The sequence below is a fragment of the Terrabacter sp. 2TAF16 genome (assembly GCF_052115065.1).
GTDB lineage: Bacteria > Actinomycetota > Actinomycetes > Actinomycetales > Dermatophilaceae > Terrabacter.
On the sequence record NZ_JBFRFZ010000019.1, the window covers coordinates 14262 to 39047 of the forward strand.

A 24786-nucleotide genomic window follows, 5' to 3' on the forward strand; every position below is an offset into this window, starting at 1 on the left:
GACTAGAGCTCACCGATCGTGGAACGGGGGTCGAGCACGGCGAGCGCGACGTCGACCAGGGTGTTGATGACGAGCACACCGAGCCCGTAGACGAGGACCGTGCCCTGCACGACCGGGTAGTCCTTGGTGACGATCGACTGGACGATCGTGCTGCCCAGCCCGGGCCAGGAGAAGACGTTCTCGACGAGGACCGTGCCGGCGACCATCGAGGCCAACAACATGCCGCCGAGGGTGAGCGTCGCCGTGACCGCGTTGGGAAGCGCGTGCCTGAGGTAGATGCGTCGGGCGGGCAGTCTCTTCCCCCGAGCCGTGCGGACGTAGTCGGTCTCCAGCACGGCGAGCATCTCGACGCGGACGATGCGCGCCAGAACGGCCGCCGGACCGATGGCCAGGGCCAGCACGGGCAGGACGTACGACGAGGCGTCGGTTCGGCCTGCGACGGGGAACCACCCGAGGCCGACCGCGAACACGGCGACGAGGGCGACGCCGACGAGGAAGTCGGGGATCGCGCCGAGCACGACGCTGCCACCGGCGAACGCCAGTTCCGTGCGGCGGCGCCGGCCGCGCCTGGTCGCGACCGCGACGGTCACGCCCAGCGGGACGGCGACCGCGATGGCGACGAGGAACGCCAGGACAGCCAGGGAGGCCGTGGCGGGAAGCCGCTGGCTGATGGTCTCCGAGACGGGTAGCTGGGTCGTGATCGACTCGCCCAGGTCGCCGTGGAGCAGGTTGCCGAGGTAGTGCACGTACTGCGTCAGGAGTGGGTCGTTGAGGCCGAGCGCCTGTCGCTTGGCCTCGACCAGCTCGGTCGGGGCCGTCATCCCGAGGGCCGCTCGGACCGGGTCGCCCGGGACCAGGTGGATCATCAGGAACGACACGGTGACGAGCACCCACAGCGACACCAGCAGCCGCCCCGTACGACGGAGCGCGAAGCGTGTCCACCTCCCACCCAGCCGGCCCTGTGGTTTCGGGACGGACCGGGGCGGAGCGGCTGCCGGTGTCAGTGTTGTCATCTCGCGGTCACTTCCCGATCAGCCGAGCATCCGGATGCTGGTGGGCACGATGCTGCCGAGGACGTCCATCTCGGCGCCCTTGCTGAAGAACGGCAACAGGCTGTTGGCGAACAGGACCACGTCGTTGGCCTTGAACAGCGCGGCCTCGGCAGCCAGCCAGTCAGGACAGCTGTCGGCGCCGACCTTGCCCATCGACTTCTGGACGCTCGCGGAGTAGTCCGCGTTGGTGATGCCCGACATGTTGTTGCCGCCATCCGTCACGGCGGGCCCGGAGAAGAAGGGCACACCCTGCTCAGGCGTGTTGAGGTTCAGCGGCTCCCAGGCGAGGTCCCAGTCGCCGGTGCCGAACATCGCGTTGACCATGCCGGTCTCGTCGAGCTGCTTGGCCTTGACGGCGACGCCGAGCTTCTTCCACGCGTCCACGGCGAGCTCGGACGCGGCGCTGCCGCCGGAGCCGAGCGAGGAGTCGTAGAGGAAGGAGAGCGACAGCGGCTTCCCGGCCTTGGCGCGCATGCCGTCGGCGCCCTTGACCCAGCCGGCGGCGTCGAGCGCCGCCCCGGCGGCGGCCACGTCCGAGCCGAGGACGTTGCCCTCGACCGACGAGCCCGTGCAGGCGGCCGGCGCGACGACGGCGAGCTGGGTCGCCGGGCCGCCACGGTCGGAGGTGATGACCTTCTGCAGCTGGGCCAGGTCCAGCGCCTGGGTCAGGGCCTGCCGAACGGCCGGGTCAGAGGTGGCGTGGGCCTTGTCGTGGTTGTACCACTGCTCGCCGACGATGGCTTGGGCGTCGTCGTGGTCGAGCTTGGCCGCCTCGAGACGGGTGGCGTCCGGCCCGTGGATCGCTGCCGCGTTGAGCGCGCCGGAGAGGAGCTGGTTGGCGGCCGTCGTCTCGTTGGGCACGACCTTGACCTGGATCGTGGCAGGCATGCCCGTCGTGGCGGTCGTGGCGCCGGCCGGGCCCCACGTGTAGCCGGTGCGGATCGCGTAGGTGTAGTGGTCCCCGGGCACGGCCTCCTTGAGCGTGTAGGGACCGGTGCCGGCCGTGCCGGCCTTGAGCGAGGCGCGGTCCTTCAGGCCGGAGTCACAGACCATGGGCAGGTTGGCGAACGAGTCCAGCACGAAGGGCGACGCGGAGGCGAGGGTGACCGTGAGGGTGCTGCCACTGGCCTTGGCCGTCGCACCTGCCGGCACGAACACCCCGAGGAACGGGCTCTTGTTCTTCGGGTCCTCGACGTAGCTGATGTTGTCGGCCGCGGTCTGCGCCGTGAACGCCGCACCATCTGCGCACGTGACCTTGGGTGCGATGTCGAACGTCACCGTCTTGCCGTTGACCGACCACTTCGACGCGAGGCCGGAGGTGACCTGCCCCTTGGCATTGACGGAGACGAGGCTGTCGTAGGCGAACTTGCTGACCTGGAAGAGCGGGCTCGACGCGCTGCCCTGGGGGTCGAGTGCCCCGGGGTCTGCGGAGAGCGCCATCGTGAAGGTCTTGCCGGCGGCATACGTGCTGGCGCTCGAGCCGCCGTCGGACCCACCGCAGGCGGTGAGGCCGACAGTGGCCACGGAGAGGGAGAGCGCCAGGATGGCGCTCGAGCGGACCGGCCTCATGGGCGTTCCTCTTTCTTCGGGCTGCTTCGGGTGGGGCTGTGACATGCGGATGGGTACAGCTGGTTCGACCGGTGCCGCGTCACTCGACGCGGGCGACCACACGGCCGTAGTGGACGTACTTCGCCTGGTCGGCGCCCGAGGCGCTCGTCACCGAGCCGATGAAGGCGAAGACGACGTGGATGCCGCGGTAGTCCTCGACGGTGATGAGGCTGTCGTCGACGAGGTGCACGAGCTCGAAGCGGATCGGCTTCTCACCGATCTCGGCGTGGATGTCCTTGGGCTGCCGGTCGAGCCAGACCCGGCCGTCCGGGTCCTGGCTGACGGTGATGTCGTAGATGGTGTCGGCGTAGTGGCCCAGGTAACGGCTGACGTCCACCTGCTGGGGGTCTGCCGGTGGGGTCGGGCGGGCCGGCAGCTCGACGCCGGTGAGCCGGGTGAGGAGCGTGGCGACCACGTCGTTGAAGAGACCGAACACGTCGCCGCCGTTGGTGAGCATCGCGATGGCGACGCCCGCCTCGGGGACGACCCGCAGGAAGGCTGCCTGGCCGATGGTGCCGCCGTCATGGGCGACGACGGCGCCCTGGGGCGCGTCGAAGAGCTCCCAGCCGAGGCCCCAGGCGTCGCCCATGCCAGCGAGGCGGGGGAGGTCGATCTCGCGGGACTGCATCGCCTGCACCGACTGGGCGCTGAGCACACGGGTGCCGTCGGGCGCGACGCCGCGGTCGAGGTGCATCCGCACGAAGCCGAGCAGGTCGGTGGGGGTCATCGCCAGCATCGACCCCGCGGGAGCCTTCGAGCGCGCCAGCGCCCAGGAGGTCGCGGGCGCCAGCTCCCCGTCCTCACCGGCGACGTGACCGGTGGCGGCACGATGCCGGATCGCCTCGTACGGGCTCGGGCTGACGCGCTCGAGACCGAGGGGCGCCGCGATGCGCTCGAGGAGGACCTCGTCGTACGGCTTCGCCCGGAGGACCTCGACGAGGCGGCCGAGCACGACGAACCCGGTGTTGTTGTAGGAGAAGGTCTCCCCCGGCGCGAAGAGCTGGGGGAGGTCGGTGAGGGTGGCGACGTACTTCTCGATGGCATCCTCGCCGCGGCCGGTGTCGGTGAAGATGTCGCCCTCGAAGCCGGCGGTGTGCGTCAGCAGGTGGCGCGTGGTGAGGGCCTTGGCGGCCTCCATGTCACCGATGACCAGCTCGGGCAGGTAGTCGAGCAGCGGCTGGTCGAGGTCGAGCAGCCCGTCGTCGACGAGCTGCAGGACGAGTGTCGTGGTCCAGATCTTCGTGATGGAGCCGATCTGGAAGACGGTTTCGGAGTCGACCGGCACCTGGGTGGCGAGGCTCGTGACGCCGCCGGCGGCGGTCGCGACCTCCCCTCCCGCCAGCACTGCGATCGTCGCTCCGGGGACCCCGTGCTCCGTGACGAGGTCCGCGAAGTTCTCAGCGAGCCAGGTGGCGGCAGCCTGCGGCGCGTCGGTGCCCAGTGGGCTGTCCTGTGTTGACATAACGGCACCGTAAGCGGTCCTCCGACGCGAGTGTTCGTCCGATCGGACAGCAACCGCTACTTGAGTTTGTGCGATTCGCTAGTGAGGCTGCGACGGGGACAGTGTTTGCTGAGGAGGTGCTGATTCTCCGCGGCGGGCGCGTGATCGACCCGCGCTCCGGGACCGAACGAGTAGCCGACGTGGCGGTGGACGGACGCTCGGTGGTTGCCGTCGCTCCGTCCCTCGCGACGGAGGGGGCCACCGTCGTCGACGTGACCGGACTCGTGGTCGGTCCAGGCTTCGTGGACCTGCACAGCCACGTCCACTCGATCGCGGGCCAGCGGCTGCAGGCGCTCGACGGGGTCACGACGACCCTCGACCTCGAGGCGGGGCTCATGCCGGTCAGGAGGGCCTACGCACGTGCGGCCGCCGACGGACGCCTTCTGCACTACGGCTTCTCGGCCTCCTGGGGCGACGCCCGGGCCGCGGTGCACCTGGGAGCGACGCCGGCGGCCGATCTCCACGCGTCGCTCAAGATGCTGGGCGACCCGGCATGGCAGCGATCGTCCTCGCCGTCCGAACGCGCCGCCTGGCTGCGGCTGCTCGAGTCCGAGCTCGAGGCCGGAGCGCTCGGCATCGGGGTCCTGATGGGCTACGCCCCGCGAACCGACCCCGACGAGTTCCTGGACGTCGCCCGCCTCGCGGCGCGGACCGGCACCGCGACCTTCACCCATGTGCGCGAGATCATCGAGGCCGACCCGACCACGCCGATCGATGGTTCGTTCGAGATCGTCCGGGCTGCGGCCGAGACCGGTGCGTCGATGCACCACTGCCACGTCAACAGCACCTCCCGCCGTCACGTCGACCGGGTGCTGGGCCTGCTCGACACGGCGCGGAGCAACGGATCCCGGGTGACCGTCGAGGCCTACCCGTACGGCGCCGGCAGCACCGCGATCGGCGCCTACTTCCTCGCCCCGGAACGGCTCGACGCCTGGGGCCTGCAGCCGGCGTCGCTCAGGCTCGTCGCGACCGGCGAGCAGATCGCCTCGGTCGCCCGGCTGGCCGAGCTGCGTGCGACTGATCCCGGCGCCGTCTGCGTCGTCTCCTTCCTCGACGAGGAGAGGCCCGAGGACGCCGCGCTGCTCCAGCGAGCGCTCGCCTTCCCGGACTCGATCGTCGCCAGCGATGCCATGCACGTGGAGTGGCCGGACGGATCGACCGACAGCCGCGAGTGGCCGCTCCCCGAGGGTGGGCAGACGCACCCGCGCACCGCCGGGACGTTCTCCCGCTCGCTTCGGCGGATGGTCGTCGAGACCGAGGCGTGGTCGTGGGCGGAGGCCTTCCGACGCTGCTCCTACCTGCCCGCGCAGGTGATCGCCGGTTTCGCGCCCGCCGCACGGACGAAGGGCTGGCTCGACGTCGGCGCGGATGCCGACCTGGTGGTCATCGACCCAGCCACCATCAGCGACCGCGCCACCTACGTCGACCCGACGCGGCCCTCCGTGGGAGTGCGACACCTGCTGGTCGACGGGACCTTCGTGGTGCGCGACGGCGCCATGGACGTCGGCGCCTTCCCCGGGCGTCCCATCGTGGCCGCTCTCGCCTGAACGCTCCGACGCAGCGGATCAGTGCGATGCGCGGACATCGCGGTACGCGTGGCCGGGACGAGGCGATCCTCGGCGCGTACCTGGGAAGTGAGGTGCGTCTTGCGCCCTGACAGGGCTCCCACCCGTCAGACGACTGTCACCAACGTCATGACCGGGTACACCTGCTCCCGAGCGCATCCACTGCGGATATGGAGCGACCGAACCGCCGCGCGGATCGCCAACCGCTCGTGCGAGAGGGTCGTTCGACCGTCCACACCACCGAAGACCGTGGTCAATCCCTTGCGCAGGTCTTGCGCAAACCCATACGCGGAGGCTATGTCGCAATAGGTGGTGCGCTCGTAGTGTCTTTCTTGGGCCTGGGGGCCTGAATGGCCGCGGCCGGTGGGACGGTCCGGGTCGGTGCGGTGGTCATGGGAGGCGCCGGGCCGGGGGAGGGATGGTTGTCATGAGTGCTGTCGCAACGGTGGATCTGTGGGTGGACGAGTGGGCCAGGGAGGCCAACTGTGCCGGCCAGGACCCTGAGGCGTTGTTCGTCCGGGGCAAGGCCCAGCATGACGCGAAGGCGGTCTGCGCGACGTGTCCGGTCCTCGCGCAGTGCCTGGCAGAGGCCCTGGACAGCAGGACGGAGTTCGGTGTGTGGGGAGGCATGACCGAGCGGGAGCGCCGAGCGCTGCTCCGAAAGCGCCCGGACATCGCGTCGTGGAAGTCTGCTCTTCGGTCGGGAATGGCCTCGCAGACCCGGTAGGCACGGCGCGTGGTCGACGGCGCTCAGCGTGTGATGCCCAGCGTGGCGATCAGGTCTTCGTGCAGCTCGAACCAGACCCGGTGACAGGAGTCGAGCTCGGTGGCGGTGAGCCACCTTGGATCATCGTCGGCCCTGAAGAGCGCAACCCTGAACCGTCGGTGGTATCCGGCGAACCGGGTCAGGCGAGCGGTGAGGTCGGCCTCGAGCGCCATGAGGGCTGGCGTGACATCGGTCAGCTGCACTCTGACCTGGTCGTAGGTAGCCGGCGACGGGCTGAGCTGGGCCGCCGAACACGCCGCGGTGACCGTCGCGTTGTACGGGAGGAACGCGTCGTGCACGTGAGCGAGCTCGTCTCGGCTGCCGACGCCGTCGAGCTCATGGGCGAGCTGGTCCTCGTTGGCGCGGCGACCGGCCTCGGTGAGGGACCAGCCCGACAGGTCACCGAAGGACGATGACGTGACCCAACCCTTGGCCGCGTAGTCGTCCAGCACCTCTTGGGTGGCCTCCGCGTCGAGGTCGAACCGGTCTGCGAGGACGACCGTGTCGGCAAAACCCTTGAGCCGCAAGGCATGCAGGGTCAACAAGTCCGGTGACGAAGTGTGCGCCATGCTTGCTCTCTGCTCGAGTCAGGGTCTCGCGCTGACCGTACCCTGCGTGCCGTCCACCGCGATGTGGCTTCCATCGACGATCCGTCGCATCGCGCCGCCGGCCACGACGACGGCGGGGACACCGGCCTCGCGCGCCACGATCGCGGCATGCGAGAGGAGCCCCCCGCTCTCGGTCACGACGGCACTGACGACGCTGAACAAGGGCGTCCAGGCGGGGTCGGTCGTGCGGCACACGAGGACGTCACCGGGCCGCACCCGCGTGAACTCGTCGAGGCCGTGCACGACACGGGCGACGCCGTTCACCCGGCCCGGACTGCACCCGACGCCGCTGACGAGGACGATGCTGGCCGGCCGGGCCGCAGGCGACCCGGGTGGTGAAGACGCCGTGGTGATCGGGCGGGCCTGGAGGAGCCACAGGGTGTCGCCGGAGATGGCCCACTCGATGTCCAGCGGATAACCCAAGGCGCCGTGCGCCTCCCGAGCGGTCCCGGCGATCTCGCGGATCTGGGCGTGGGTCAGTGCCGCTCGGCGCCGCTCCTGCGTGGGGACGGCGCTGCGGATCAGCTCGCCGTCGCGCCAGTCCAGGCGGGTCGCCTTCGACCCCACGGACCCCTCGACCGTTCCCAGCGCAGAGACGGTGAAGCGGTCTGGCACGACCTGGCCGTCGACCACCGACCCACCCAGACCCCACGCCGCCTCGATGACGACGTCGTCGAGGCCGGTGCGAGGGTCCTGGGTGAACACCACTCCCGCGACCTCAGCGGCCACGAGCCGTTGGACGACGACGGGGACCCGTGGAGGGGTGGCCGCCCCGGTCCGCACCGCATACGCGCGGACACGGTCGGCGGTACCTGACCGACCACACGCCAGGATCGCCGCAGCAGCCTCAGCGCTGCCCACGACGCCCAGCACGGTCTGAAGCTGTCCGGCGAATGAGGCAGTCGCCGAGTCCTCCAGCAGTCCGGAGGAGCGCACCGCCATGGGCGCACCCAGCCGATCGACGGCGGCACCCAGGGCCAGCGCGTCCAGGTCGCCCACGACGACGAACCCGTTCGGGACGTTGAAACCCGAACGGGACAGGAGCCCCAGACCCAGTGCTTTTCCACCGCAGGTCGCGTCCGCCTCGTCCAGCCCGATGATCGGCACGGGACCCACGGTACAAACCGTCGGGTCATCCTGAATTGGCCAACTCACCCGCAGGTCGGCGCTCTGGCCACGTCCAGCGGAAGCCGGAGGGGCGTAGCTAGGCGGGCTCGCCGACGAGAAGGTCGCGCACGGCGTCCAGAGTGCGCTCGGGGTCCTCGAGCCAGAAGTCGTGACCCACTCCCGGCAACCGGCGCACCTCCCAGCCGAGGGCGGCCAGACGCTCGCTCGTCGCGTCGGCCAGCACCGTCGGGGCGTCGTCGGACAGCAGGATCGTGGAGGGGACCACCGGTGCCGCGACGGGAGCCGGATGATGGGCGACATCGCGGAACACGTCGATGGTCATCCGCCGGTCGAACCGGGCGAGGGCTGCATCCCGCAGGCTGGCATCCGACGGCGACAGGGGCGGCCGACGACGGCTGCGACGCTTCTGCGCCAGCGCCGCGACGGTGAGCGTCACCGGAGCGAGGGACCAGAACAGTCGCCCGGCCAGCCCGTGCGTGGGGAGCGCCAGACGGAATCCGGGGTCGAGGTAGAGGGCGTGGACCGGGGCGAGCCGTCCCACGGCCCGCTCGAGCACCGAGCCACCGAGGGAGTGGCCGACGACGAGGTCGAGGCCGGTCGGAAGGGTCTCGACCAGGTCGTCGGCGAAGGCGTCGAGCGTGTAGAGGTCGGACCGGTCGCTCAGGCCGTGCCCGCGCAGGTCGGTCGTGGTCACCGTGGTGCCCCCTGCAGCGACCAGTCGTTCGGTCAGGCCGCCCCAGAGCCCACCGTCGGCACTGAGGCCGTGGACGAGCGCGACCTGTCGTGGGCCGTCGCCGTGCCGCTGCGTCGCGAGCCTCACCGGGCGTCCGTGGCCTCGTGCGCGGAGGAGGGCACCACCGAGGTGGTGGCGTCGACCTCTCTGATGAAGCCGAGCAGTGCCTCGTTGAACCGGTCGGGCTGGTCGAAGCTGATGGCGTGCCCAGCATCCTCGATGACGAGGGCGCGCCCGCGCGGAGAGTCGGCGACGGCGGCTGCTGCGTGCTCGCACGGCCAGATCTGGCTCTCCCGCCCGGCGAGCATCAACAGCGGGAGGGGAAAGCGCCGCACGACGTCGCGCCAGTCCTGCCGTGCATGGTCGGCGAGCAGCGGCAGGGTCTCGGAGGCCGAGGGGTCGCGGAACGCCGGCGGTGCGCCGAGCCGTTCCACGAGGCGGAGCATCTGCGAAGCGGACCGGTCCACGGTGCGACCTCGTCCGGTGTCGGGCACGCCGCCGGCGAAGAGCGTCCCGGCGTTGGCGGGCTCGTAGCCGTAGAAGCCGTGGTGCCATCCGTCGTCGTTGAGCATCTTCGGCGTCTGGTCGACGATGACGGCCGCCCTGAGCCGGGCCGGGCCGAACTGGTCGACGTAGGCCCACACGGTGTTGCCGCCCATGGAGGCTCCGACGAGAACCGCGTCGTCGAGCTGGAGGTGGTCCAGCAGCTCGCCCAGGTCGCGCCCGTGACGGGCCATCCGCTGGCCGTGCACGGGCGTCTCGGACTCGCCGTGGGCGCGCCGGTCGAAGGCGATCGCGCGGTAGCCCGCGTCGAGCAGGGCGTCGACGGTGAGCGCCCACGACGTGGCGGGCGCCGTGTAGCCGTGCACGAGGACGACCGGAGGTCCCTCTCCGTCATCGGTGTACGAGAGTGTGACGTCATCGGTGGTGCGGAAGGTCGGCATACCGTCTTGGCTCCTTCGGGTGCGGTGACCCGACGCTAGCCGGGGAGCAACCCTGGAACCATGGAGATCTCCTCCGTGCCGCACGGTCGAAGGTGGAGATGTGGACGGGCGGAAGCGACGACGTCAACCCGCGGGGCCGGACAGGAGGCGGTGCAGCCGCAAGGCGACCTGGAGCTCGAGGGCCCGGTCCGGTTCCTTCCAGCGCGGGCCGAGCACCTCGGTGACACGCTCGAGCCGCTGGTACAGGGTGTTGGGATGGATGTGGAGGGCCGCGCACGTGCGGGCGTGGTGACGGGCCTGCTCGAGGTAGGTCTCGAGGGTCAGGGCGAGGTCGCGCTGGTGCTCGAGGTCGTATGCGAGGAGCGGGCCCACCGTGGACTGCACGAACGTCGTGAGCCCCGCTCGCCCGGAGCTGCTGAAGAGCGAGCGGTAGAGCCCGAGCTCGTCGCTGGCGCTGCAGGACCCGGCACGGTCGAGGGCGATGAGCAGTGCTGCGGTCTGCCGCGCCTCCTCGTGGGCCGACCGGATCCCCTGCGGGCCGCCCACTCCGGCGGCGAGGCCCGTCGTGGGGGTCGCGGCGTCCTGACCGGTCAGTCGCCTGGCCGTCTCACGGGCGCGGTCGACGGTGGTGGGGAGGAGGACGACGACCTGGCCGGCATGGGCGGCCGACCATCCACCCAGCTCGGAGGCGAGCCGTGCGGCGAAGGCGGTGGCTGACGCGGAGCCCACGGGCTCCGCGTCCACGACGGCCACGGCGATCACGGCCTGAAGGTCGATGCCGAGGGCCCGGGCTCGGCGCAGCAGGCTCGTCTCGTCGGCGTGGGTGGAGAGCAGGGCGTGGATGAACTCGCCGCGGGTACGCAGCTCGGCCTCGGCCACCGACCGCTCGGAGGCGAGCAGCACCGCCACGGTCGTGGCGCCGATGCGCAGCAGGCGCAGGGCCTCCTCGTCGTCCTCGGCCGTCGGCGCGGCCACGAGGTCGCCGCCGTGGCCGTTCGGCAGGTCGACCGGCACGACGAGGCCGCCGTCGGCAGGGGTGGCGCCGGCGAGGGCGCGCCCGTCGGCGTCGCGGACCTGCACGACCAGACCGGCCGACCGCTCGAGCGCCGTGACGACCGCGGCGACCCCTTCTCCCCGGATCACGATGTCGTTGAGGACGTCGCGCAGGTCGCTCGCGCGCTGGCGGCTCTCGCTCACCGCCCGCAGTGTCTCGTTCGTCGACCGCAGCTCGGCCGCGGCGGCGCGTTCCCGGTCGAAGAGGTCGGCGGTGCGCAGGGCGAGGGCGGCGTGGGCCGCCAGTCCGGCCAGGAGCTCCACGTCACGGTCGCCGAAGGAGCGTGGTCGACGATCTGCGGCGAGCAGGACCCCGAGGGTGTCGTCACCGACGACGAGCGGGACCCCCAGGATGCCGCCCAGCTGCTCGCTCAGTGCCGCCGCATCGGTGCCCTCGCCGTGCGGGAACCGGGTGTCCTCGAGGTAGCGCTCGCTCGCCACCGGGCGCCCCGTCGCCAGGACCTGACCCCCGAGACCCTGCCCCGACTCGAGCTCGATGCCGCGCATCGCCGCGCCCATCGCACCGTCGACGACCTCGATCCTCAGCAGCTGGGCGCGGAGCAGCATGATGTAGGCCACGTCGACGCCGAGCAGCCGTCGCGCCTGTCGTGCCACCTCGTCGAGCACCTCGCGGGTGTCGTGCAAGGCCCCGAGTCGACGGGCGAGGTCGTTGAGGACGGCGAGCTCGTCGGCGCGACGGCGGAGCTCGGCCACCGACTGCGCGACGTCGTCGTCTCCTCCGCCCACAGGCCCATCCTGACCCATGGCAGGTCGGGGCACCCGTCAGGCGATGACCTTTCCCGGGTTGAGCAGCCCCTTGGGGTCGAGGGCCCGACGGATCGAGCGGTGCATCTCCACGACGACCGGGGACAGCTCGGCCTCGAGCCCTGCGCGCTTGAGCAGGCCCACGCCGTGCTCTCCGGTCACCGTGCCGCCGCAGGCCAGGGCCTCGGCGATGATCTCCGCGAACGCGGCCTGGGCCCGCATCTGCGCAGCCTCGTCACCCGGTGGGGTGATGATGAGCGGGTGCAGGTTGCCGTCCCCGGCATGGGCGATGTTGGCGATGAGGACGTCGTGTCGCTCCCCGATCGCCTGCACCCGAGCCAGCATGTCCGGGACCCGCCCCACGGGGACGCAGACGTCCTCGGTGAGGACCGGCCCGAGCCGCTCGAGCGCCGGGTAGGCGAGTCGCCGCGCCGCGAACATCGCGTCGGCCTCGGCGTCGTCCTCCGACCGGGCGGCCCACGTGGCCCCCGAGCCCTCGAAGCAGGCCAGCACCGACTCGGCCTCGGCGATGCCGGCAGCACCGGGACCGTCGACCCGGGCGAGCAGGATGGCCTCGCAGTCGGCCTCGATGCCGAGGTTCTTCCAGTCGTTGACGGCGGTGAGACAGTGCCGATCGAGCAGTTCCAGCGCCGACGGCACCGCACCGGCACGGGCCACGGCGGCGACAGCCTCACCGGCCGCCACGAGCGAGTCGAAGAAGCCGACGATCGTGTGTTCCGGCGGCCGAGCCGGACGCAGCCGCACGGTGACCTCCGTGACCAGCCCGAGCGTGCCTTCGGAGCCGACGAGCAGCGACACGAGGTCATAGCCCGCAACCCCCTTGGCCGTCTCGCGGCCGAGGCGGACCAGCTCGCCGGTGCCGGTGACCACCTCGAGGGCCAGGACGTAGTCGCCGGTGACGCCGTACTTGACGCAGCACACTCCGCCGGCGTTGGTCGCGACGTTGCCGCCGATGGTCGACCACGGCGAGCTGGCCGGGTCCGGCGGGTACCAGAGGCCGTGCTCGGCACAGGCCGCACGCAGGTCGTCGTTCACGACGCCCGGCTGGACCACCGCGAGGCGTTCGACGGGATCGATCCGCAGCACCGCCGTCATCCTCTCGAAGCTGACGACGATCCCACCAGCCACGGCATTGGCGCCGCCGGACAAGCCCGTGCCGGCCCCCCGCGGCACGATGGGGACCTCGTGCACGAGGCACCACCGGACGATGGCGCGCACCTGCTCCGCATCGGCCGGCCGGGCGACCGCCAGGGGGGCCGCCCACGGCGCCCACTCGGCCTCGTCGTGGCAGTACCGCTCCACCGACACCGGGTCGGTGATGAGCGTGCCTGCCGGCAGCTGGTGCGCCAGCACACGGAGGTCGGGAGCCCCGGGGGTGCCCGGGCGGCCCGCCACGTCAGGCAGGGACGCGACGGTCATCGCACTGCCTTGATCGGCCGCACGGCCAGCGCGCCGAGCATCACGAACACGATGCCGGCGACGAACAGCACGGGATAGCCGCCGGTGAGGGTCACGAGGCCCGCGGCGATCGAGGGACTCATCGCCTGCGGGAGTGTCGTGGCCAGGCCCAGGATGGCCAGGTCGCGGCCTGCGCTGCTCGCGCCCTGGAGCCGGGCCGGCAGCACCTCGGTCATGAGGGCGAGGTCGATCGAGATGTAGGCACCGAACCCGAGCCCGAGGAGGAACGCGTAGGCCAGGACGCCCTGGGTCGTCGGCACGAAGAGCGGGATGGCGAGTGCGATCGACATGACGACCGACGACCACACGATGAAAGGCTTGCGTCGTCCCACCCGGTCGGACACCCAGCCGCTGACGACCGCCGAGAGGAGGACGCCGAACAGGAGGACGACACCCATCGTCGCGGCGAAGGAGTTGGACTCGGCGTCGCTGAGGCCGATGTAGTCGCGCAGGATGTACAGGCCGTAGGTCTGTGCGCCGTAGAAGCCGATGACCATGAGGAAGCGCGACCCGAACGCCCACGCGAAGTCGGGGTGCTGGCGGGGGTCGACCCAGAACCCACGCAGGAACTCCGTGGCGGTCGTCCGCTGCCGCGGCAGGTCGGTGCTCGACTCCTCGCGGTTCACCAGGACGAAGACCGCGATGATGACGAGGACCAACGCCGAGAGGATCGCGTAGGGAAGCCTCCCGCTGGAGGCGGTGCCGCCGGCGACGACGGCGCCCACGGCGTTGCCGATCGTGATCCCGACTCCGATCATCGCCGAGACACCGCCGCGACGGGCGGCGGGGTAGCGGTCGGGCACGAGAGCCGTCGCGGCGGCCTGGATGGCGTTGACGCCGACCTGGACGGCGAGCCACACGAGGGCCACGCCCAGGACCGACTGTGCCAGAGGAAGACCGATGAGGAAGCCGCTCGTGACCAGCGCGCCACCGACCATCCACGGCGTGCGGCGCCCGAAACGCGACCTGGTCGCGTCGGACAGGGCACCCGCGACGGGCTGGGCGAAGATGTTGGCGATGAAGGCCACCGTGGTGACGATGGCGAGGTTCCCGATCTTGCTCGCCTCGTCGAGCCGCGCCACGATGTTCGGCAGCAGGATGCCGGCGCCCCCCGAGTTCACCGCGAGGATCGCGACGTAGACGAGCAGGAGGCCGAAGGACATCCGGCGCAGCTTGGGGGCTGCGGCAGCAGGAGCGTCGGCGGCAGGTGGGGTGTCGGGGGCCTCGGAGAGGACGGGGACAGGGGTCTCGCTCAGCGCCATGGGAAGCTCCTGGCTCGGTGGGCGGCCTCGTCGCCGCTCGATCGAGGCCGACGCTACGCAGCCCGGGGGCGCGCCACGATGGACCATTCCTCCATCGATGGCGCAGCTGCACAGGTGAAACCTCTAGTACGCAACCGCCCACTGTGAACGCCGATACCGCCGCGAACAGGCGCCCGCATCCTCGGATCGCGCCTTTCACACAGCGTTGCTCGAGAGCAGGTCTAGGAAGCGTTCTGCGTCGCCGGTGCGCGGCAGGTTGTTGAACATGACGTACGGCCTCGGGCGGCCGTCGACCAGGTCTCGTAAGCGGCGGAGCTCGTCATCGGTATGGACGTGGCGCGAGCCCGTGGTGCCGTGCAGGCGGTAGTACGTCTGCTCCGGTGTCACCGTCTCCGTCTGCATCGGGTCCACCACGTGCACCAGGTCCAGTTCGGCACAGAGCTCCTTGAGCAGCTCCGTGGGCCACTCACCACGGGGCTCCCACAGCAGCCGACCGGCCGGCCGCTTCACCTGAGAGATGAAGCTCCGCAGCCGACCGACGTTCTCGACTGTCGGGCGAAAGCTCTTCGGGCACTGGAGCAGCACCGCGGTGGCCCGCAGGAGGCGGGCGCACTCGAGAGTCCGTCCCCAACCCGCCAGGACCTCAGGCGTCGTCCGGAACCCTCCCACCCGTCCGTTGGCACTCTCCGGCAGAGGCTGTTTCAGACGGCGGTAGGTAGGGCTGTTGGACTCATGGGTGACGATCTGCCACGCCTTCATCGTGAACTCGAAGTCGTCGGGCACCTGGGTGCGCCAGCGCGTCAGCACGGCGTCCGCCGGCGGGTCGTAGAAGGTGTTCTGCACCTCGAGGACGTCGAAGCGTCGTACGTACGCCGCCTGAGAGACCGTCCAACCGCAGAGCCCTACCCGAACGTCCACGGACCTACCCATACCCGGTGCGTCGGATGTCGAGGCTCATGACGGCCAGTCGAGGCACAGGTGGTGAGGTCGAGTTCCGGGCGGTGACGCGAGGACGACAATGGCAGGCGTCCGTCCACGCTGCATCGAGGAGGTCAGGCCGTGCCGTTGAGCGAGTTTCCCCTGAGAGCGTCGGTGGCGGTGTCCGACATCGGCCGTGCGGTCGCGTTCTACGAAGGCAAGCTGGGTCTCGAGCCGCTGGGATCCGGGCCCAGCGCCCAGATCGCCGACGGCGGCCGTGTCTACGGCTCCGGCGGCGCGCTGGCCCTCAACGTCTACCAGTCACTGACAGCAGGGACGACCTCGGCGACACTCGCCACCTGGTACGTGGATGACCTCGACGACGTCGTCGACGAGCTGGCCGCGGCCGGTGTCGAGCTCGTCCACTACGACGGATTCGGGCAGGACGTGAGGGGGATCGCCCCGCGAGCCGGTGGCGGTCGCATCGCATGGATCCAGGACCCGGACGGCAACACGTTCGCCCTCGAGAGCGGCACCTGACGTCCAGCGGCCCCACCACAGAGCCACGCATTCCGTATGCGGAGACCGCGCCCGCGTGTTCTCCGGGTCGACCTGCCCGATCGCCCCAGCCCTCCGGGGGCAGCGGCGACATCAGAGACTGATGACGGTCATGCCCGTGGTTCCCGAGGTGTCCATCGCGGCGAGGGCGGCGGCGCCTTCGTCGAGGCCGATGACCTGGCCGACGAGGTCAGCCGGGCGGAGCGTGCCGTCCTCGATCAGGCTGAGCATCGCCGGGTAGTCGCAGGCGGGCATGCCGTGGGAGCCGTAGATCTCGAGCTCGTGGGAGATGACCTGGTCCATAGGGAGCGGCGGGGTCGAGTTGGGTCCGAGCAGCAGGCCGGCCTGCACGTGGCGGCCGCGGCGACGCAGGCTTCGCAGCGAAGCAACGGCCGAGTCAGGTGACCCGAACGCGTCGATCGATACATGCGCTCCGCCTTGGGTGACTTCTCGGATCAGCTCAGCGACGTCGTCTTCGGCCGAGGCATCGATGAGACCCACAGCACCGGCTCCCAACGACCCAGCGCGTTCCAGCGCAGCCCGGTTCACGTCGACGGCGATCACCCGCGCTCCGAGTGCAAGCCCGATCATCACCGCCGACAGCCCGACCCCGCCGCACCCGTGCACGGCCAGCCACTCGCCCGCGCCAAGGCGCCCATGTGTCGTCAGAGCCCGGAACGCCGTCGCGAACCGGCACCCCAGCGATGCCGCCGTCACGAAGTCGACCGAGTCCGGCAGGCGCACGAGGTTCGTGTCGGCTGCGTGGATCGCCACGAGCTCGGCGAACGACCCAGGCCCCGTGAAACCAGGCTGTGTCTGGTCGGGGCACACCTGCGCCTCGCCGGCCAGACACCACGAGCACACACCACAGCCACACACGAAGGGCACCGTCACGCGGTCGCCGACCACCCAGTCATGCACGCCAGCACCCACCGACGCCACGACACCGGCCAGCTCGTGACCGGGGATGTGCGGCAACGACACGGGGTCGTGCCCCTTCCACGCGTGCCAGTCCGAACGGCATACGCCCGTCGCCCTCACGGCGATGACGACGCCACCGTCCGGACACGGCGGCTCGGGCACGTCCCGCAGCTCCGGCATACGCCCGTAGTCGTCGTAGACGACGGCCTTCACGACGCGTGCGGGTCCGTCAGGACGTCACGCCACGAGTGCTGAGGCGAGTAGCCGAGCAGGTCGCGCGCCTTGTCGATGGAGTAGAAGGTCTCGTTGCGCCCCATCGGCCGCCGCAGCTCCACCCCGTCGTAGAAGCGCTCGCGCACCTCGTCGGTCGTCGCGGCGACGGACATGTCGGCGTTGGCGACGTTGAAGACCTCGTAGCCCAGCCCGTCGACCTCGAGGCAGCGCTGCACCATCTGGCCGAGGTCGCGGGTGTCGATGTAGGCGAAGATGTTGCGCCGCCGCAGCCCCGGGTCCGTGAGGAACGGCGGGAACATCTCGGCGTACTCGTGCGGCTCGATGACGTTGTTGATGCGCAGGCCGTAGATGTCGAAGCCGGTGCGGGCCTGGAAGGAGCGTGCCGTCACCTCGTTGGCGACCTTCGACATCGCGTAGGAGTCCTCCGGCACCGTCGGGTGCTCCTCGTCGACCGGCACGTAGAGCGGCCGCCGCTCGCCCTGGGCGAAGCAGACGCCGTACGTCGTCTCCGACGACGCGAAGATCACCTTGCGCACGCCGAGCCGCGTCGCGGCCTCGAGCACGTTGTACGTGCTGAGCACGTTCGTCGCGTACGTCTTCGCCTCCGACGTGAGCAGGATCGCCGGCACCGCGGCGAAGTGCACGACGGCGTCGTAGGCCGGCTTGGCCGGCAGGTCGAGCTCGTCGAAGCGCGCCAGTCCCGCGAGCGCCGAGTAGACCTCGCCGGCGTCGGTCAGGTCGACCCGGAGGTCGTCGACGGCCGTATGCCGTAGCGGGACGAGGTCGGCGTTCGTGACCTGGTGCCCCTGCTCGGCGAGGAACGTTGCAACGTGCTTGCCGGCCTTGCCGCTGCCGCCCGTGAAGAAGATGCGCATGCCTCGATCCAATCACCGATCCGGCGCACAACCCGGGCACGCTCGGACGGTGAGCCGCCAGACGCATTCCCGCGCCACGCAACGCACTCGGATCAGCTCTTCAGTCGACGCCGGGATCGATGAGCCGCTGGCGCACGGCATACATGGCCGCCTCCATGCGCGTGTGCATCTGCAGCTTGTCGAGGATGTTGCGGATGTGGCTCCGGACGGTGTTCTCGGTAATGCTCAGCTCGTCGGCGATCTCCCGGTTGAGTCGGCCTTGCGCGACGCGCTGTAGGACGTCGACCTCCCGGTCGGTCAGGCTCGGGCGCAGCTCGAGCGCCGGCGTACGCGGCTGAGCCGGGGGTGAGGTGCTGATCTGTTTGAACTCGAGGAGCAGCTTGGTGGCCATCGCGGGCGAGAGCTGGGACTCGCCGTTCGCCACCCCACGGATGCCGGCCGCGATGTCCTCGATGACGCTCTTCAGGAGGTAGCCGTCCGCGCCGGCGCGAATCGCCTCGAAGAGGTCAGCGTCATCGTCGGAGCCGGTGAGCATCAGGATCAGCACCGAAGGGACGCGCTGCTTGATGATCCGGCACGCCTCGATCCCTCCGCGTTTCGGCATACCGACGTCCATGACGATGACGTCGGGAAGGAACTCCTCGGCCTGGTGGACCGCCTCGACCCCGTCGGCCGCCTGTGCCACGACCTCGATGTCGTCCTCGACGGCGAGCACGGTCTGCAGCCCCCGGCGGTAGAGGCCGTGGTCGTCAACGATGAGAACGCGGATGCGATCCGCGGCCGAGGTCACCGTCCCATCCTCGCGCACGACTGGGCCGGCTTGGCCGCCAGGTCCAGCTCGTCGAGGCGCGCCAGCCCGGCGAGCGCCGAGCACAACTCGCCGGCGACTGCGCGGCCGCCGGTCACGCCCCGACTGGTGGGAGCAGGGGGAGCAGCATCTCGCGGAGCGCCTCCTCGGTCTGCCGGGCGGTGAGCCCGCCGTCGAACCGCAGGATCCGCCACGTCGTGGCGTCACAGACGGCGACGACCTGGGCCAGCCGGCGTCTTCGCGTCGCCCTGTCGTGAATGCCGTCGAGGCGCTCGGCGAAGGCCTCCCGGCACCAGCTCACGTGGTAGCTGCGGCTGCGGGCGGCGAGCTCAGGCACACCGGGCGCCTGCCCCGCCTCGGCGTAGAGCTTGAGGATCAGCGCGCCGTGATTCTCGTAGTAGCGGACCAGCGAGTGCAGCGTGGCTTCGGGACTCTCCCCCACGGCGGCCGCACGGTCGGCGGCAAGGCGAGAGAGCTCGCGCTCGACCGTGGCGGCGAGCAGTCCGTGCTTCGTGCCGAAGCGCCGGATCACCGTCTGCACCGTGACGTCCGCCTCCGACGCGACGTCCTCGAGCCGGATGCGGTCGTACGGGACGTCGGCGTAGAGGCAGAGCATCGCGTCGATGATCCGCTGGCCGGTCCGCTCGGCCGCTTCCGCCCGGGCCGTCATCCGGTACGCACGAGCCGCCCCATCTTTCATGCGAGCAATGCTAACCTCAATATATTCATGTCAGTCTCAGTAAGATCAACTCAACCAAGGAGCACTCGATGGACCAGCACACCCCCGCCTCAGGCAGCGAAGGCACGCTCGACGAGAGCACCGCCCTCGTGCCCACCCGGCTCGGCCGGCTTCACGTCCGTCTCGTCGGCGACGGACCCACGACGGTGCTGTGGTCGTCGATGTTCGTGGACAGCCACACCTGGGATCCCGTGCTGCCGCTGCTGCCTCAGGGGCGCCGGTACGCCCTCGTCGACCCGCCCGGACTGGGACTCAGCGAGCCCCTGCGCGAGGCCAGCGACATCGCTGGCGCCGCCGACGCGGCCAGCGACCTGCTCGTCGGACTCGGCGTGGACGGGCCGGTCGACTGGGTCGGCAACGCGTTCGGCGGGCACGTCGGATTCAAGCTCGCCGCGCGACCCGGGCTGCTCCGCAGTCTCGTGGCCGTCAGCTCACCGGCCCAGCCGGTCGACGCGTCGCTGCGCCGGCAGATCACGCTCCTGCTCCCGATCCTTCGCACGGCAGGACCCGTGGGGCCGGTGCGCACGGCGATCCTCCAGGCCATGCTCACCGACGCCTCTCGCGACCGTGCGCCTCTGCGCCAGGTCGTGGAGGAGTCCTTGGCGCGCCCCACCCGCCGCAGCATGGCCCTGGCCGTCCGGTCCTTCATCCTCAACCGGGTCGATGTCACTGCCGAGCTCGCAGACCTCACGGTCCCGAGCCTCTTCGTGGCGTCCGACGACCGCGGCGACTGGAGTCCGCAGGATTCCGAGGATGCCGCCGCCGTGGCACCCGACGCCATGGCAGTGACGGTCGAGCGAGCTCGCACCCTGGTCCCGCTGGAGCAGCCGGCGGCCCTGTCCTGCCACATCCGCGGGTTCTGGGAGCGGCTCGCGTGATCGCACACCGACCGCTGACGGCACGTGAAGCGGCGGCTCGGGTCCGAGGGTCCGGATCCGAGCCGCCGCTGTCGATCACTGGGTGAGGAGCCGGCCTCTCAGCAGAGAGACTTTGCGACTGCGTTCTTGGCCTGGCCCCCGCCGACGGCCTGAACGAGCTGCCCCACGTTCTCGAATCCCGGGACGCCGCCGCTGTTCACCGTCTTGTGCACCTGACCGAAGCACGCCGAAGTGGACGGTGCTGCGGAGGCGCTGCCGGCGAAGCCGACCATGGCGAGAACGGCGATGGACCCCGTGGCGAGAATGCGCTTCATGAGACATCCCTTTCTGTTGGTGGGTGCGAGTCACCCATCAACACCTTTTCCGCACGGGGGATGCGTCCGGATGCAGCCCGCCCGGACTTTCTTCCCAGCGGCTCAACCGCTGACATGATGACGACCATGCAGGACGACGCGGACCGGCAGACCGAGACCCGCGCCCTGCTGGCCGAGCTCGGCACCGCCATGATCGCCACCGGGCAGCCGGTGCAGGAGATCGAGGAGGAGCTCACCGAGGTGAGCGCCCGCCTCGGATTCCCCGAGGTCCAGACCGCCGTCGGCCCCACCGGCCTCATGATCAGCCTCACCCCGGGTGGCCCGTCGACCTTTCGCTCGGCCCCTCCCGGCCTGCGCCTGCACCAGTCGGCGAGCGTCCGTCTCATCCGCCACCAGCTCGTCACCGGCGTGCTGACCATCCCCGCCGCCCGCGACGAGCTCGCCGCCACGGCCAAGCGCCCCGTCCAGCAGCCGGCGTGGCTCGTCGCCCTCGCCTGGCCCGTCCTCGCCGTCGGCATCGCCCTCATCCTCCAGCCCGGCTGGGCCAACATCGCCGCGGCCGCGGCCTGCGCCCTCATCGTCCTCGCCCTCGTCCAGCTCGCCGAGCGCTACGAGGTCGTCAAGGCGCTGCTCCCGACCCTCGCCGCCTTCGCCGTGTCCCTCGCCGTCTTCGGCGCCGCCAACGCCGGGCTCCTCGAAGGCCCGCTGCGCACCGTCCTACCACCGCTCGCCGTCCTGCTCCCCGGAGCCCTCGTCGTCAACGGCATGTCCGAGCTCGCCTCCGGGCACATGCAGGCCGGCTCGGCTCGGCTCACCTACGGCCTCGCGCAGCTCGGCCTCTTCGCGCTCGGCCTGCTCATGGCCACCGCCCTGCTCCGGGTCCCGACGCCGACCCTCGTCAACCTCCGCGTGGACGAGATCGGCTGGGCCGGCGCGGTGGTCGGCCTCATCCTCATCGGCGCGAGCATCTGCCTCATGGAAGGCGTCCCGCTGCGCATGCAGGGCTGGGTCCTGCTCGTGCTCAGCCTCGCCTTCGGCGCCCAGGTGGCCGGGCAGGAGGTCGGCTCGATCGCCCTCGGCGGCTTCCTCGGCGCCATCGCCGCGAGCCTCGGCGCGAGCGTCGTCGAGCTGCGCCGCCCGCAGCTGCCGCGCCTCGTCCTCTTCCTCCCCGCCTTCTGGCTCCTCGTCCCCGGCAGCCTCGGCCTCGTCGGCGTCACCGAGCTCGCCGCCGGACGCGAGTCGGCCACCGACGTCGCCCTCGGCCTGCTCGGCGTGGCCATCGCCATCTCGCTCGGCCTGCTCGTCGGCTCCTCCGTCGGCCGCGCCCTGCGCGGGCGGCTCGCGACCCCCGTCGCACGCGTCGACCCCACCACGTGAACCGCGGCCACGGCATACGACCCCCACGGCATACGAGGGCACGGCATACGACCCCACGGCGTACGGCTAGAGTCGGAGACGCAACACCCTGTCCTCTCGCCAGGACGGGGTGTTGCGCGTTGCCCGCCGGTGCGGACAGCGCCACCGGGGGTACGGAACGTAGGCTCTAGGGTCAACTGGCCCCAGACCAGCACGCCGAGGAGGCACCGTGTCTCAGACTTCATCCCGGATCAGGACGATCCTGCCGACGTCGAGTCGCACCGCATTGGGAGCGACCGTCGCCACCGGTCTGCTGACCGCCCTCGCCCAGGCCCCCGAGCGCCTGAGCCGGCTGCTGCGCGACCGCTACCCCATGGTCGCCGTGACCGGCATGACCGGCGTCGGCAAGAGCCAGCTCGTCGACCGCCTCTCACGCCGCTCGACCGACGACGCCGCCGCCGAGGTCGGCTCGGCCACCATGGAGCGCCGCACCCGCAAGGGCGCCAAGCTGCACGGCTTCCGCTTCCTCGTCGTCCCCGGCGACAACGCCGCCACCCGCCTCGCCGCCCTCGACGAGGTCTTCCACGACGAGCCGGTCGACGGCCTCATCCACGTCGTGGCCAACGGCTACGCCACCCCGCGCCGCGCCGGCGGCACGAGCGGCGTCGCCACCGCGACCCGCGAGGAGCAGCTCGCCGCCGAGCTCGAGGACTGGACCATCACCTCGCACCGCATCGCCTCGCTGGCCGTCCGCCGCAGCAAGCCGATCTGGCTCATCATCGCCGTGACGAAGACCGACCTCTACCCCGACGGCGTCGACGAGGCCGTCCACTACTACTCCCCCGGCAGCGGCACGCCCTTCGGCGACAAGGTCGACGCGCTGCGCGCCCTCGCCGGCGGCGCCAAGCTCTCGATCGACGTGCTCCCCGTCTCCAGCCGGGGCGGCGACCGCAAGTCGCCCCTGCCCGAGAAGCGCGCCGGCGCCATGGTCGACGCCCTCGCCACCCGCCTGGGCCAGCTCAGCGGCCACGCCTGACCCGGGGCATTTCCGAGCGGCACCGACCGGTACCGACCGACGTCAGTAGCGGTCGGTCTCCCGGAGCGCCTTCGGCCGGCCGTCGGGGTCGTGGATCAGGTCGAGCGGCAGCGGCGCCCACGCCCGCTGACCGGCCGTGAGCTGCGGCATCGGCAGCAGGCGCAACCGCCCGGGCGGCCGCGCCCCGTACCTGCCGCCCGCGTGCCAGGCCTCGAGCTCTGCGGCACGGCTCGCATAGGCCTCGAACATCCCTGCCGGATCGAGGCAGTCGTCCATCGCCGCCTCGAGTCCGCGGTCGCCCACCGCCTTCAGCCGGTCGAGGTGCTCGGCGGCCAGCCTGAGCCGCAGGTCGCGGGCATACGCCTCGTCGAGCACGACGGCCGACAGCTCCGAGTCGTGCGTCCACGAGCGGCGGCTGAAGTTGTCCGAGCCGATGCCGGCCCACGTGTCGTCGATGACACAGACCTTGGCATGGACGTAGACGGGGACACCGGCATGGTTCTCGAGGCCGTATGCCGCCACGCGGCCGGGAGCGACCGCCTTCAGTCGGGCGATCGCTCGGTCACGACCGAGCAGCTGCGGCACGCGGTTGACCCCGTCGAGGTCGGGGACGAGCGGGATGACGACGACGAGGTGCAGGCCCGGCTGCATCCGCAGCTGCTCCTCGAAGACGCGCGCCACGTCGTGGCCCCAGAAGTACTGGTCCTCGACGTAGACGAGACGCTCCGCCCGCTGCACGGCCTTGGCGTAGCCCCGCGCCACGCTGCGCTCCCCGCCCCTGGCGAAGGGATAGTCGCGGCCGTGCCTGAGGTCGGGATAGGTCCGGAGGAGCTGCACCGTGTGGTCCCCGGCGGGCGGCGGCGGCGGCCACTGCTCAGGGAGCGGCGCCGGCGAGCTCGCCAGACCTCGGGCCTGGTCGGCCGCGCGTCGCCACGGAGCCCGCGTCAACGGCGTCGGGTCCTCCCACCGCTCCCGGAAGACCGTCTCGACGTCGTGGACCGCCGGCCCCTGGATCGCCGTCTGGACGTCGTGCCACGGCGGGTGCGCGCCGTACTCGTCGGCGAGGCGCTGGGGCTGCGGGTCACCCTCGTGCGTCGCGTCGTCCCGCCGGTTGTGCGCGAGGTCGATCCCGCCGACGAACGCCACGTCGCGGGTCGGGTCGTCACGGTGCCGGATGACGACGAACTTCTGGTGGTGCGATCCACCCGTGCGCACCCGCATGTCGAGCAGCACCTTGGCACCCCGCTTCGCCAGCTGCTCCCCGAGGTGACGGTTCTCCGTGGCGAAGAAGCCGGTCTGGTCGAGGTGCGAGCGCCACACCAGCCCGTAGACGACGACGCCGCGCCGGTCCGCACGGGAGAGCACCTCGACCACCTCGCTGCCGGGCTCACCCGTCAGCCGTTCGTCGCCATCGCCCTGCCAGTCGGTGAAGAGCACGAGATCGCCCGGCCCCGTCGCCTCGAGCGCGTCGTGCAGCGCGCGGAAGTACGTCGCGCCGTGGATGAGCGGACGCACGTGGTTGCCCTCGGACCACGCCAGATCACCGTGCAGCGCGTCGACCCGGGTCGTCGGGTTGCCGCGCTCGGCCCGGGTCAGCAACCAGTCAGCAGGCTCGACCATGCACCGAGCATGCCCCATCCGGGACGGCCGCGAGCGCTCCCGACGGCATACGCGTCCGTCGATCG

General features: G+C 71.1%; 23 protein-coding genes. 6 read left to right on the plus strand and 17 right to left on the minus strand.

Features of this window, described 5'->3' with window-relative positions; all coding sequences use genetic code 11:
* Positions 1 to 2: 2 nt before the first annotated feature.
* From AB4Z14_RS20455 to AB4Z14_RS20465, 3 genes are all read right to left on the minus strand, one after another.
* Positions 3 to 1013: an ABC transporter permease gene (locus tag AB4Z14_RS20455; RefSeq protein WP_442276825.1), complete on the minus strand. Its 1011-nt coding sequence runs from the start codon at positions 1011 to 1013 to the stop codon at positions 3 to 5.
* An 18-nt stretch (positions 1014 to 1031) separates the two neighbouring features.
* Positions 1032 to 2621, minus strand: coding sequence for an ABC transporter substrate-binding protein (locus AB4Z14_RS20460; RefSeq protein WP_442276826.1), 1590 nt, complete (start codon positions 2619 to 2621; stop codon positions 1032 to 1034).
* 79 nt (positions 2622 to 2700) lie between these two features.
* On the minus strand, positions 2701 to 4122 hold the full coding sequence (locus AB4Z14_RS20465; RefSeq protein WP_442276827.1) for a serine hydrolase domain-containing protein: 1422 nt from the start codon (positions 4120 to 4122) through the stop codon (positions 2701 to 2703).
* Positions 4123 to 4238: 116 nt separating this feature from the next.
* On the opposite strand from AB4Z14_RS20465, the gene AB4Z14_RS20470 reads away from it, so the two are divergent.
* Positions 4239 to 5708 (plus strand): amidohydrolase family protein, encoded by a 1470-nt coding sequence (locus tag AB4Z14_RS20470; RefSeq protein ID WP_442276828.1) that lies wholly within the window; start codon positions 4239 to 4241, stop codon positions 5706 to 5708.
* A 445-nt stretch (positions 5709 to 6153) separates the two neighbouring features.
* A complete protein-coding gene (locus tag AB4Z14_RS20475) occupies positions 6154 to 6453 on the plus strand; it encodes a WhiB family transcriptional regulator (RefSeq protein WP_442276829.1) in 300 nt (99 codons plus the stop codon).
* 23 nt (positions 6454 to 6476) lie between these two features.
* Here AB4Z14_RS20475 and AB4Z14_RS20480 read toward each other — a convergent pair whose 3' ends face one another.
* From AB4Z14_RS20480 to AB4Z14_RS20515, 8 genes are all read right to left on the minus strand, one after another.
* Positions 6477 to 7037, minus strand: a complete 561-nt coding sequence (locus AB4Z14_RS20480) for a hypothetical protein (protein WP_442276830.1) — start codon at positions 7035 to 7037, stop codon at positions 6477 to 6479.
* Positions 7038 to 7079: 42 nt separating this feature from the next.
* Positions 7080 to 8207: a PEP/pyruvate-binding domain-containing protein gene (locus AB4Z14_RS20485; protein WP_442276831.1), complete on the minus strand. Its 1128-nt coding sequence runs from the start codon at positions 8205 to 8207 to the stop codon at positions 7080 to 7082.
* 97 nt (positions 8208 to 8304) lie between these two features.
* Positions 8305 to 9048 (minus strand): alpha/beta fold hydrolase, encoded by a 744-nt coding sequence (locus AB4Z14_RS20490; protein WP_442276832.1) that lies wholly within the window; start codon positions 9046 to 9048, stop codon positions 8305 to 8307.
* The gene (locus AB4Z14_RS20495) at positions 9045 to 9905 is read right to left on the minus strand and encodes an alpha/beta fold hydrolase (protein ID WP_442276833.1); all 861 of its coding nucleotides are present in this window, start codon (positions 9903 to 9905) and stop codon (positions 9045 to 9047) included. The genes AB4Z14_RS20490 and AB4Z14_RS20495 overlap by 4 nt, the downstream gene beginning before the upstream one ends.
* Before the next feature lie 123 nt (positions 9906 to 10028).
* On the minus strand, positions 10029 to 11705 hold the full coding sequence (locus AB4Z14_RS20500; RefSeq protein ID WP_442276834.1) for a helix-turn-helix domain-containing protein: 1677 nt from the start codon (positions 11703 to 11705) through the stop codon (positions 10029 to 10031).
* A gap of 36 nt (positions 11706 to 11741) precedes the next feature.
* On the minus strand, positions 11742 to 13163 hold the full coding sequence (locus AB4Z14_RS20505) for an FAD-binding oxidoreductase (RefSeq protein WP_442276835.1): 1422 nt from the start codon (positions 13161 to 13163) through the stop codon (positions 11742 to 11744).
* Positions 13160 to 14464, minus strand: a complete 1305-nt coding sequence (locus tag AB4Z14_RS20510; RefSeq protein WP_442276836.1) for an MFS transporter — start codon at positions 14462 to 14464, stop codon at positions 13160 to 13162. Before AB4Z14_RS20510 ends, AB4Z14_RS20505 begins: the two co-directional genes overlap by 4 nt.
* Before the next feature lie 195 nt (positions 14465 to 14659).
* Positions 14660 to 15394 (minus strand): DUF72 domain-containing protein, encoded by a 735-nt coding sequence (locus AB4Z14_RS20515; RefSeq protein WP_442276837.1) that lies wholly within the window; start codon positions 15392 to 15394, stop codon positions 14660 to 14662.
* A 135-nt stretch (positions 15395 to 15529) separates the two neighbouring features.
* Here AB4Z14_RS20515 and AB4Z14_RS20520 point away from each other — a divergent pair, with 135 nt between their 5' ends.
* A complete protein-coding gene (locus AB4Z14_RS20520; RefSeq protein ID WP_442276838.1) occupies positions 15530 to 15922 on the plus strand; it encodes a VOC family protein in 393 nt (130 codons plus the stop codon).
* 111 nt (positions 15923 to 16033) lie between these two features.
* Here AB4Z14_RS20520 and AB4Z14_RS20525 read toward each other — a convergent pair whose 3' ends face one another.
* From AB4Z14_RS20525 to AB4Z14_RS20540, 4 genes are all read right to left on the minus strand, one after another.
* Positions 16034 to 17074, minus strand: a complete 1041-nt coding sequence (locus AB4Z14_RS20525; protein WP_442276839.1) for a zinc-dependent alcohol dehydrogenase family protein — start codon at positions 17072 to 17074, stop codon at positions 16034 to 16036.
* On the minus strand, positions 17071 to 17970 hold the full coding sequence (locus AB4Z14_RS20530; protein ID WP_442276840.1) for an NAD-dependent epimerase/dehydratase family protein: 900 nt from the start codon (positions 17968 to 17970) through the stop codon (positions 17071 to 17073). Before AB4Z14_RS20530 ends, AB4Z14_RS20525 begins: the two co-directional genes overlap by 4 nt.
* Positions 17971 to 18070: 100 nt before the next feature.
* On the minus strand, positions 18071 to 18760 hold the full coding sequence (locus tag AB4Z14_RS20535; protein WP_442276841.1) for a response regulator: 690 nt from the start codon (positions 18758 to 18760) through the stop codon (positions 18071 to 18073).
* A 112-nt stretch (positions 18761 to 18872) separates the two neighbouring features.
* Positions 18873 to 19478: a TetR/AcrR family transcriptional regulator gene (locus tag AB4Z14_RS20540; protein ID WP_442276842.1), complete on the minus strand. Its 606-nt coding sequence runs from the start codon at positions 19476 to 19478 to the stop codon at positions 18873 to 18875.
* A gap of 68 nt (positions 19479 to 19546) precedes the next feature.
* On the opposite strand from AB4Z14_RS20540, the gene AB4Z14_RS20545 reads away from it, so the two are divergent.
* A complete protein-coding gene (locus AB4Z14_RS20545) occupies positions 19547 to 20395 on the plus strand; it encodes an alpha/beta fold hydrolase (protein ID WP_442276843.1) in 849 nt (282 codons plus the stop codon).
* A gap of 98 nt (positions 20396 to 20493) precedes the next feature.
* Here AB4Z14_RS20545 and AB4Z14_RS20550 read toward each other — a convergent pair whose 3' ends face one another.
* Entirely contained in the window at positions 20494 to 20709 is a 216-nt protein-coding gene (locus AB4Z14_RS20550) for a hypothetical protein (protein WP_256793928.1), read from the minus strand.
* A 126-nt stretch (positions 20710 to 20835) separates the two neighbouring features.
* On the opposite strand from AB4Z14_RS20550, the gene AB4Z14_RS20555 reads away from it, so the two are divergent.
* Both AB4Z14_RS20555 and AB4Z14_RS20560 read left to right on the plus strand, forming a co-directional pair.
* Positions 20836 to 22086: a threonine/serine ThrE exporter family protein gene (locus AB4Z14_RS20555; RefSeq protein ID WP_442276844.1), complete on the plus strand. Its 1251-nt coding sequence runs from the start codon at positions 20836 to 20838 to the stop codon at positions 22084 to 22086.
* 208 nt (positions 22087 to 22294) lie between these two features.
* Positions 22295 to 23101 carry a GTPase gene (locus AB4Z14_RS20560; RefSeq protein WP_442276845.1) on the plus strand — a complete coding sequence of 269 codons (807 nt, stop codon included), beginning with the start codon at positions 22295 to 22297 and terminating at the stop codon, positions 23099 to 23101.
* Between the two features lie 42 nt (positions 23102 to 23143).
* On the opposite strand, the gene AB4Z14_RS20565 is transcribed toward AB4Z14_RS20560, so the two are convergent.
* Complete coding sequence (locus AB4Z14_RS20565) at positions 23144 to 24721, minus strand: phospholipase D-like domain-containing protein (protein WP_442276846.1); 1578 nt, start codon at positions 24719 to 24721, stop codon at positions 23144 to 23146.
* Between the last annotated feature and the right edge of the window lie 65 nt (positions 24722 to 24786).

Bases quoted from the DNA above. Each gene is read 5' to 3' on its own strand.
- AB4Z14_RS20455 (WP_442276825.1), bottom strand. From the start codon at position 1,013: ATGACAACACTGACACCGGCAGCCGCTCCGCCCCGGTCCGTCCCGAAA.
- AB4Z14_RS20460 (WP_442276826.1), bottom strand. From the start codon at position 2,621: ATGAGGCCGGTCCGCTCGAGCGCCATCCTGGCGCTCTCCCTCTCCGTG.
- AB4Z14_RS20465 (WP_442276827.1), bottom strand. From the start codon at position 4,122: ATGTCAACACAGGACAGCCCACTGGGCACCGACGCGCCGCAGGCTGCC.
- AB4Z14_RS20475 (WP_442276829.1), top strand. From the start codon at position 6,154: ATGAGTGCTGTCGCAACGGTGGATCTGTGGGTGGACGAGTGGGCCAGG.
- AB4Z14_RS20495 (WP_442276833.1), bottom strand. From the start codon at position 9,905: ATGCCGACCTTCCGCACCACCGATGACGTCACACTCTCGTACACCGAT.
- AB4Z14_RS20505 (WP_442276835.1), bottom strand. From the start codon at position 13,163: ATGACCGTCGCGTCCCTGCCTGACGTGGCGGGCCGCCCGGGCACCCCC.
- AB4Z14_RS20510 (WP_442276836.1), bottom strand. From the start codon at position 14,464: ATGGCGCTGAGCGAGACCCCTGTCCCCGTCCTCTCCGAGGCCCCCGAC.
- AB4Z14_RS20515 (WP_442276837.1), bottom strand. From the start codon at position 15,394: ATGGGTAGGTCCGTGGACGTTCGGGTAGGGCTCTGCGGTTGGACGGTC.
- AB4Z14_RS20530 (WP_442276840.1), bottom strand. From the start codon at position 17,970: ATGCGCATCTTCTTCACGGGCGGCAGCGGCAAGGCCGGCAAGCACGTT.
- AB4Z14_RS20540 (WP_442276842.1), bottom strand. From the start codon at position 19,478: ATGAAAGATGGGGCGGCTCGTGCGTACCGGATGACGGCCCGGGCGGAA.
- AB4Z14_RS20545 (WP_442276843.1), top strand. From the start codon at position 19,547: ATGGACCAGCACACCCCCGCCTCAGGCAGCGAAGGCACGCTCGACGAG.
- AB4Z14_RS20550 (WP_256793928.1), bottom strand. From the start codon at position 20,709: ATGAAGCGCATTCTCGCCACGGGGTCCATCGCCGTTCTCGCCATGGTC.
- AB4Z14_RS20555 (WP_442276844.1), top strand. From the start codon at position 20,836: ATGCAGGACGACGCGGACCGGCAGACCGAGACCCGCGCCCTGCTGGCC.
- AB4Z14_RS20565 (WP_442276846.1), bottom strand. From the start codon at position 24,721: ATGGTCGAGCCTGCTGACTGGTTGCTGACCCGGGCCGAGCGCGGCAAC.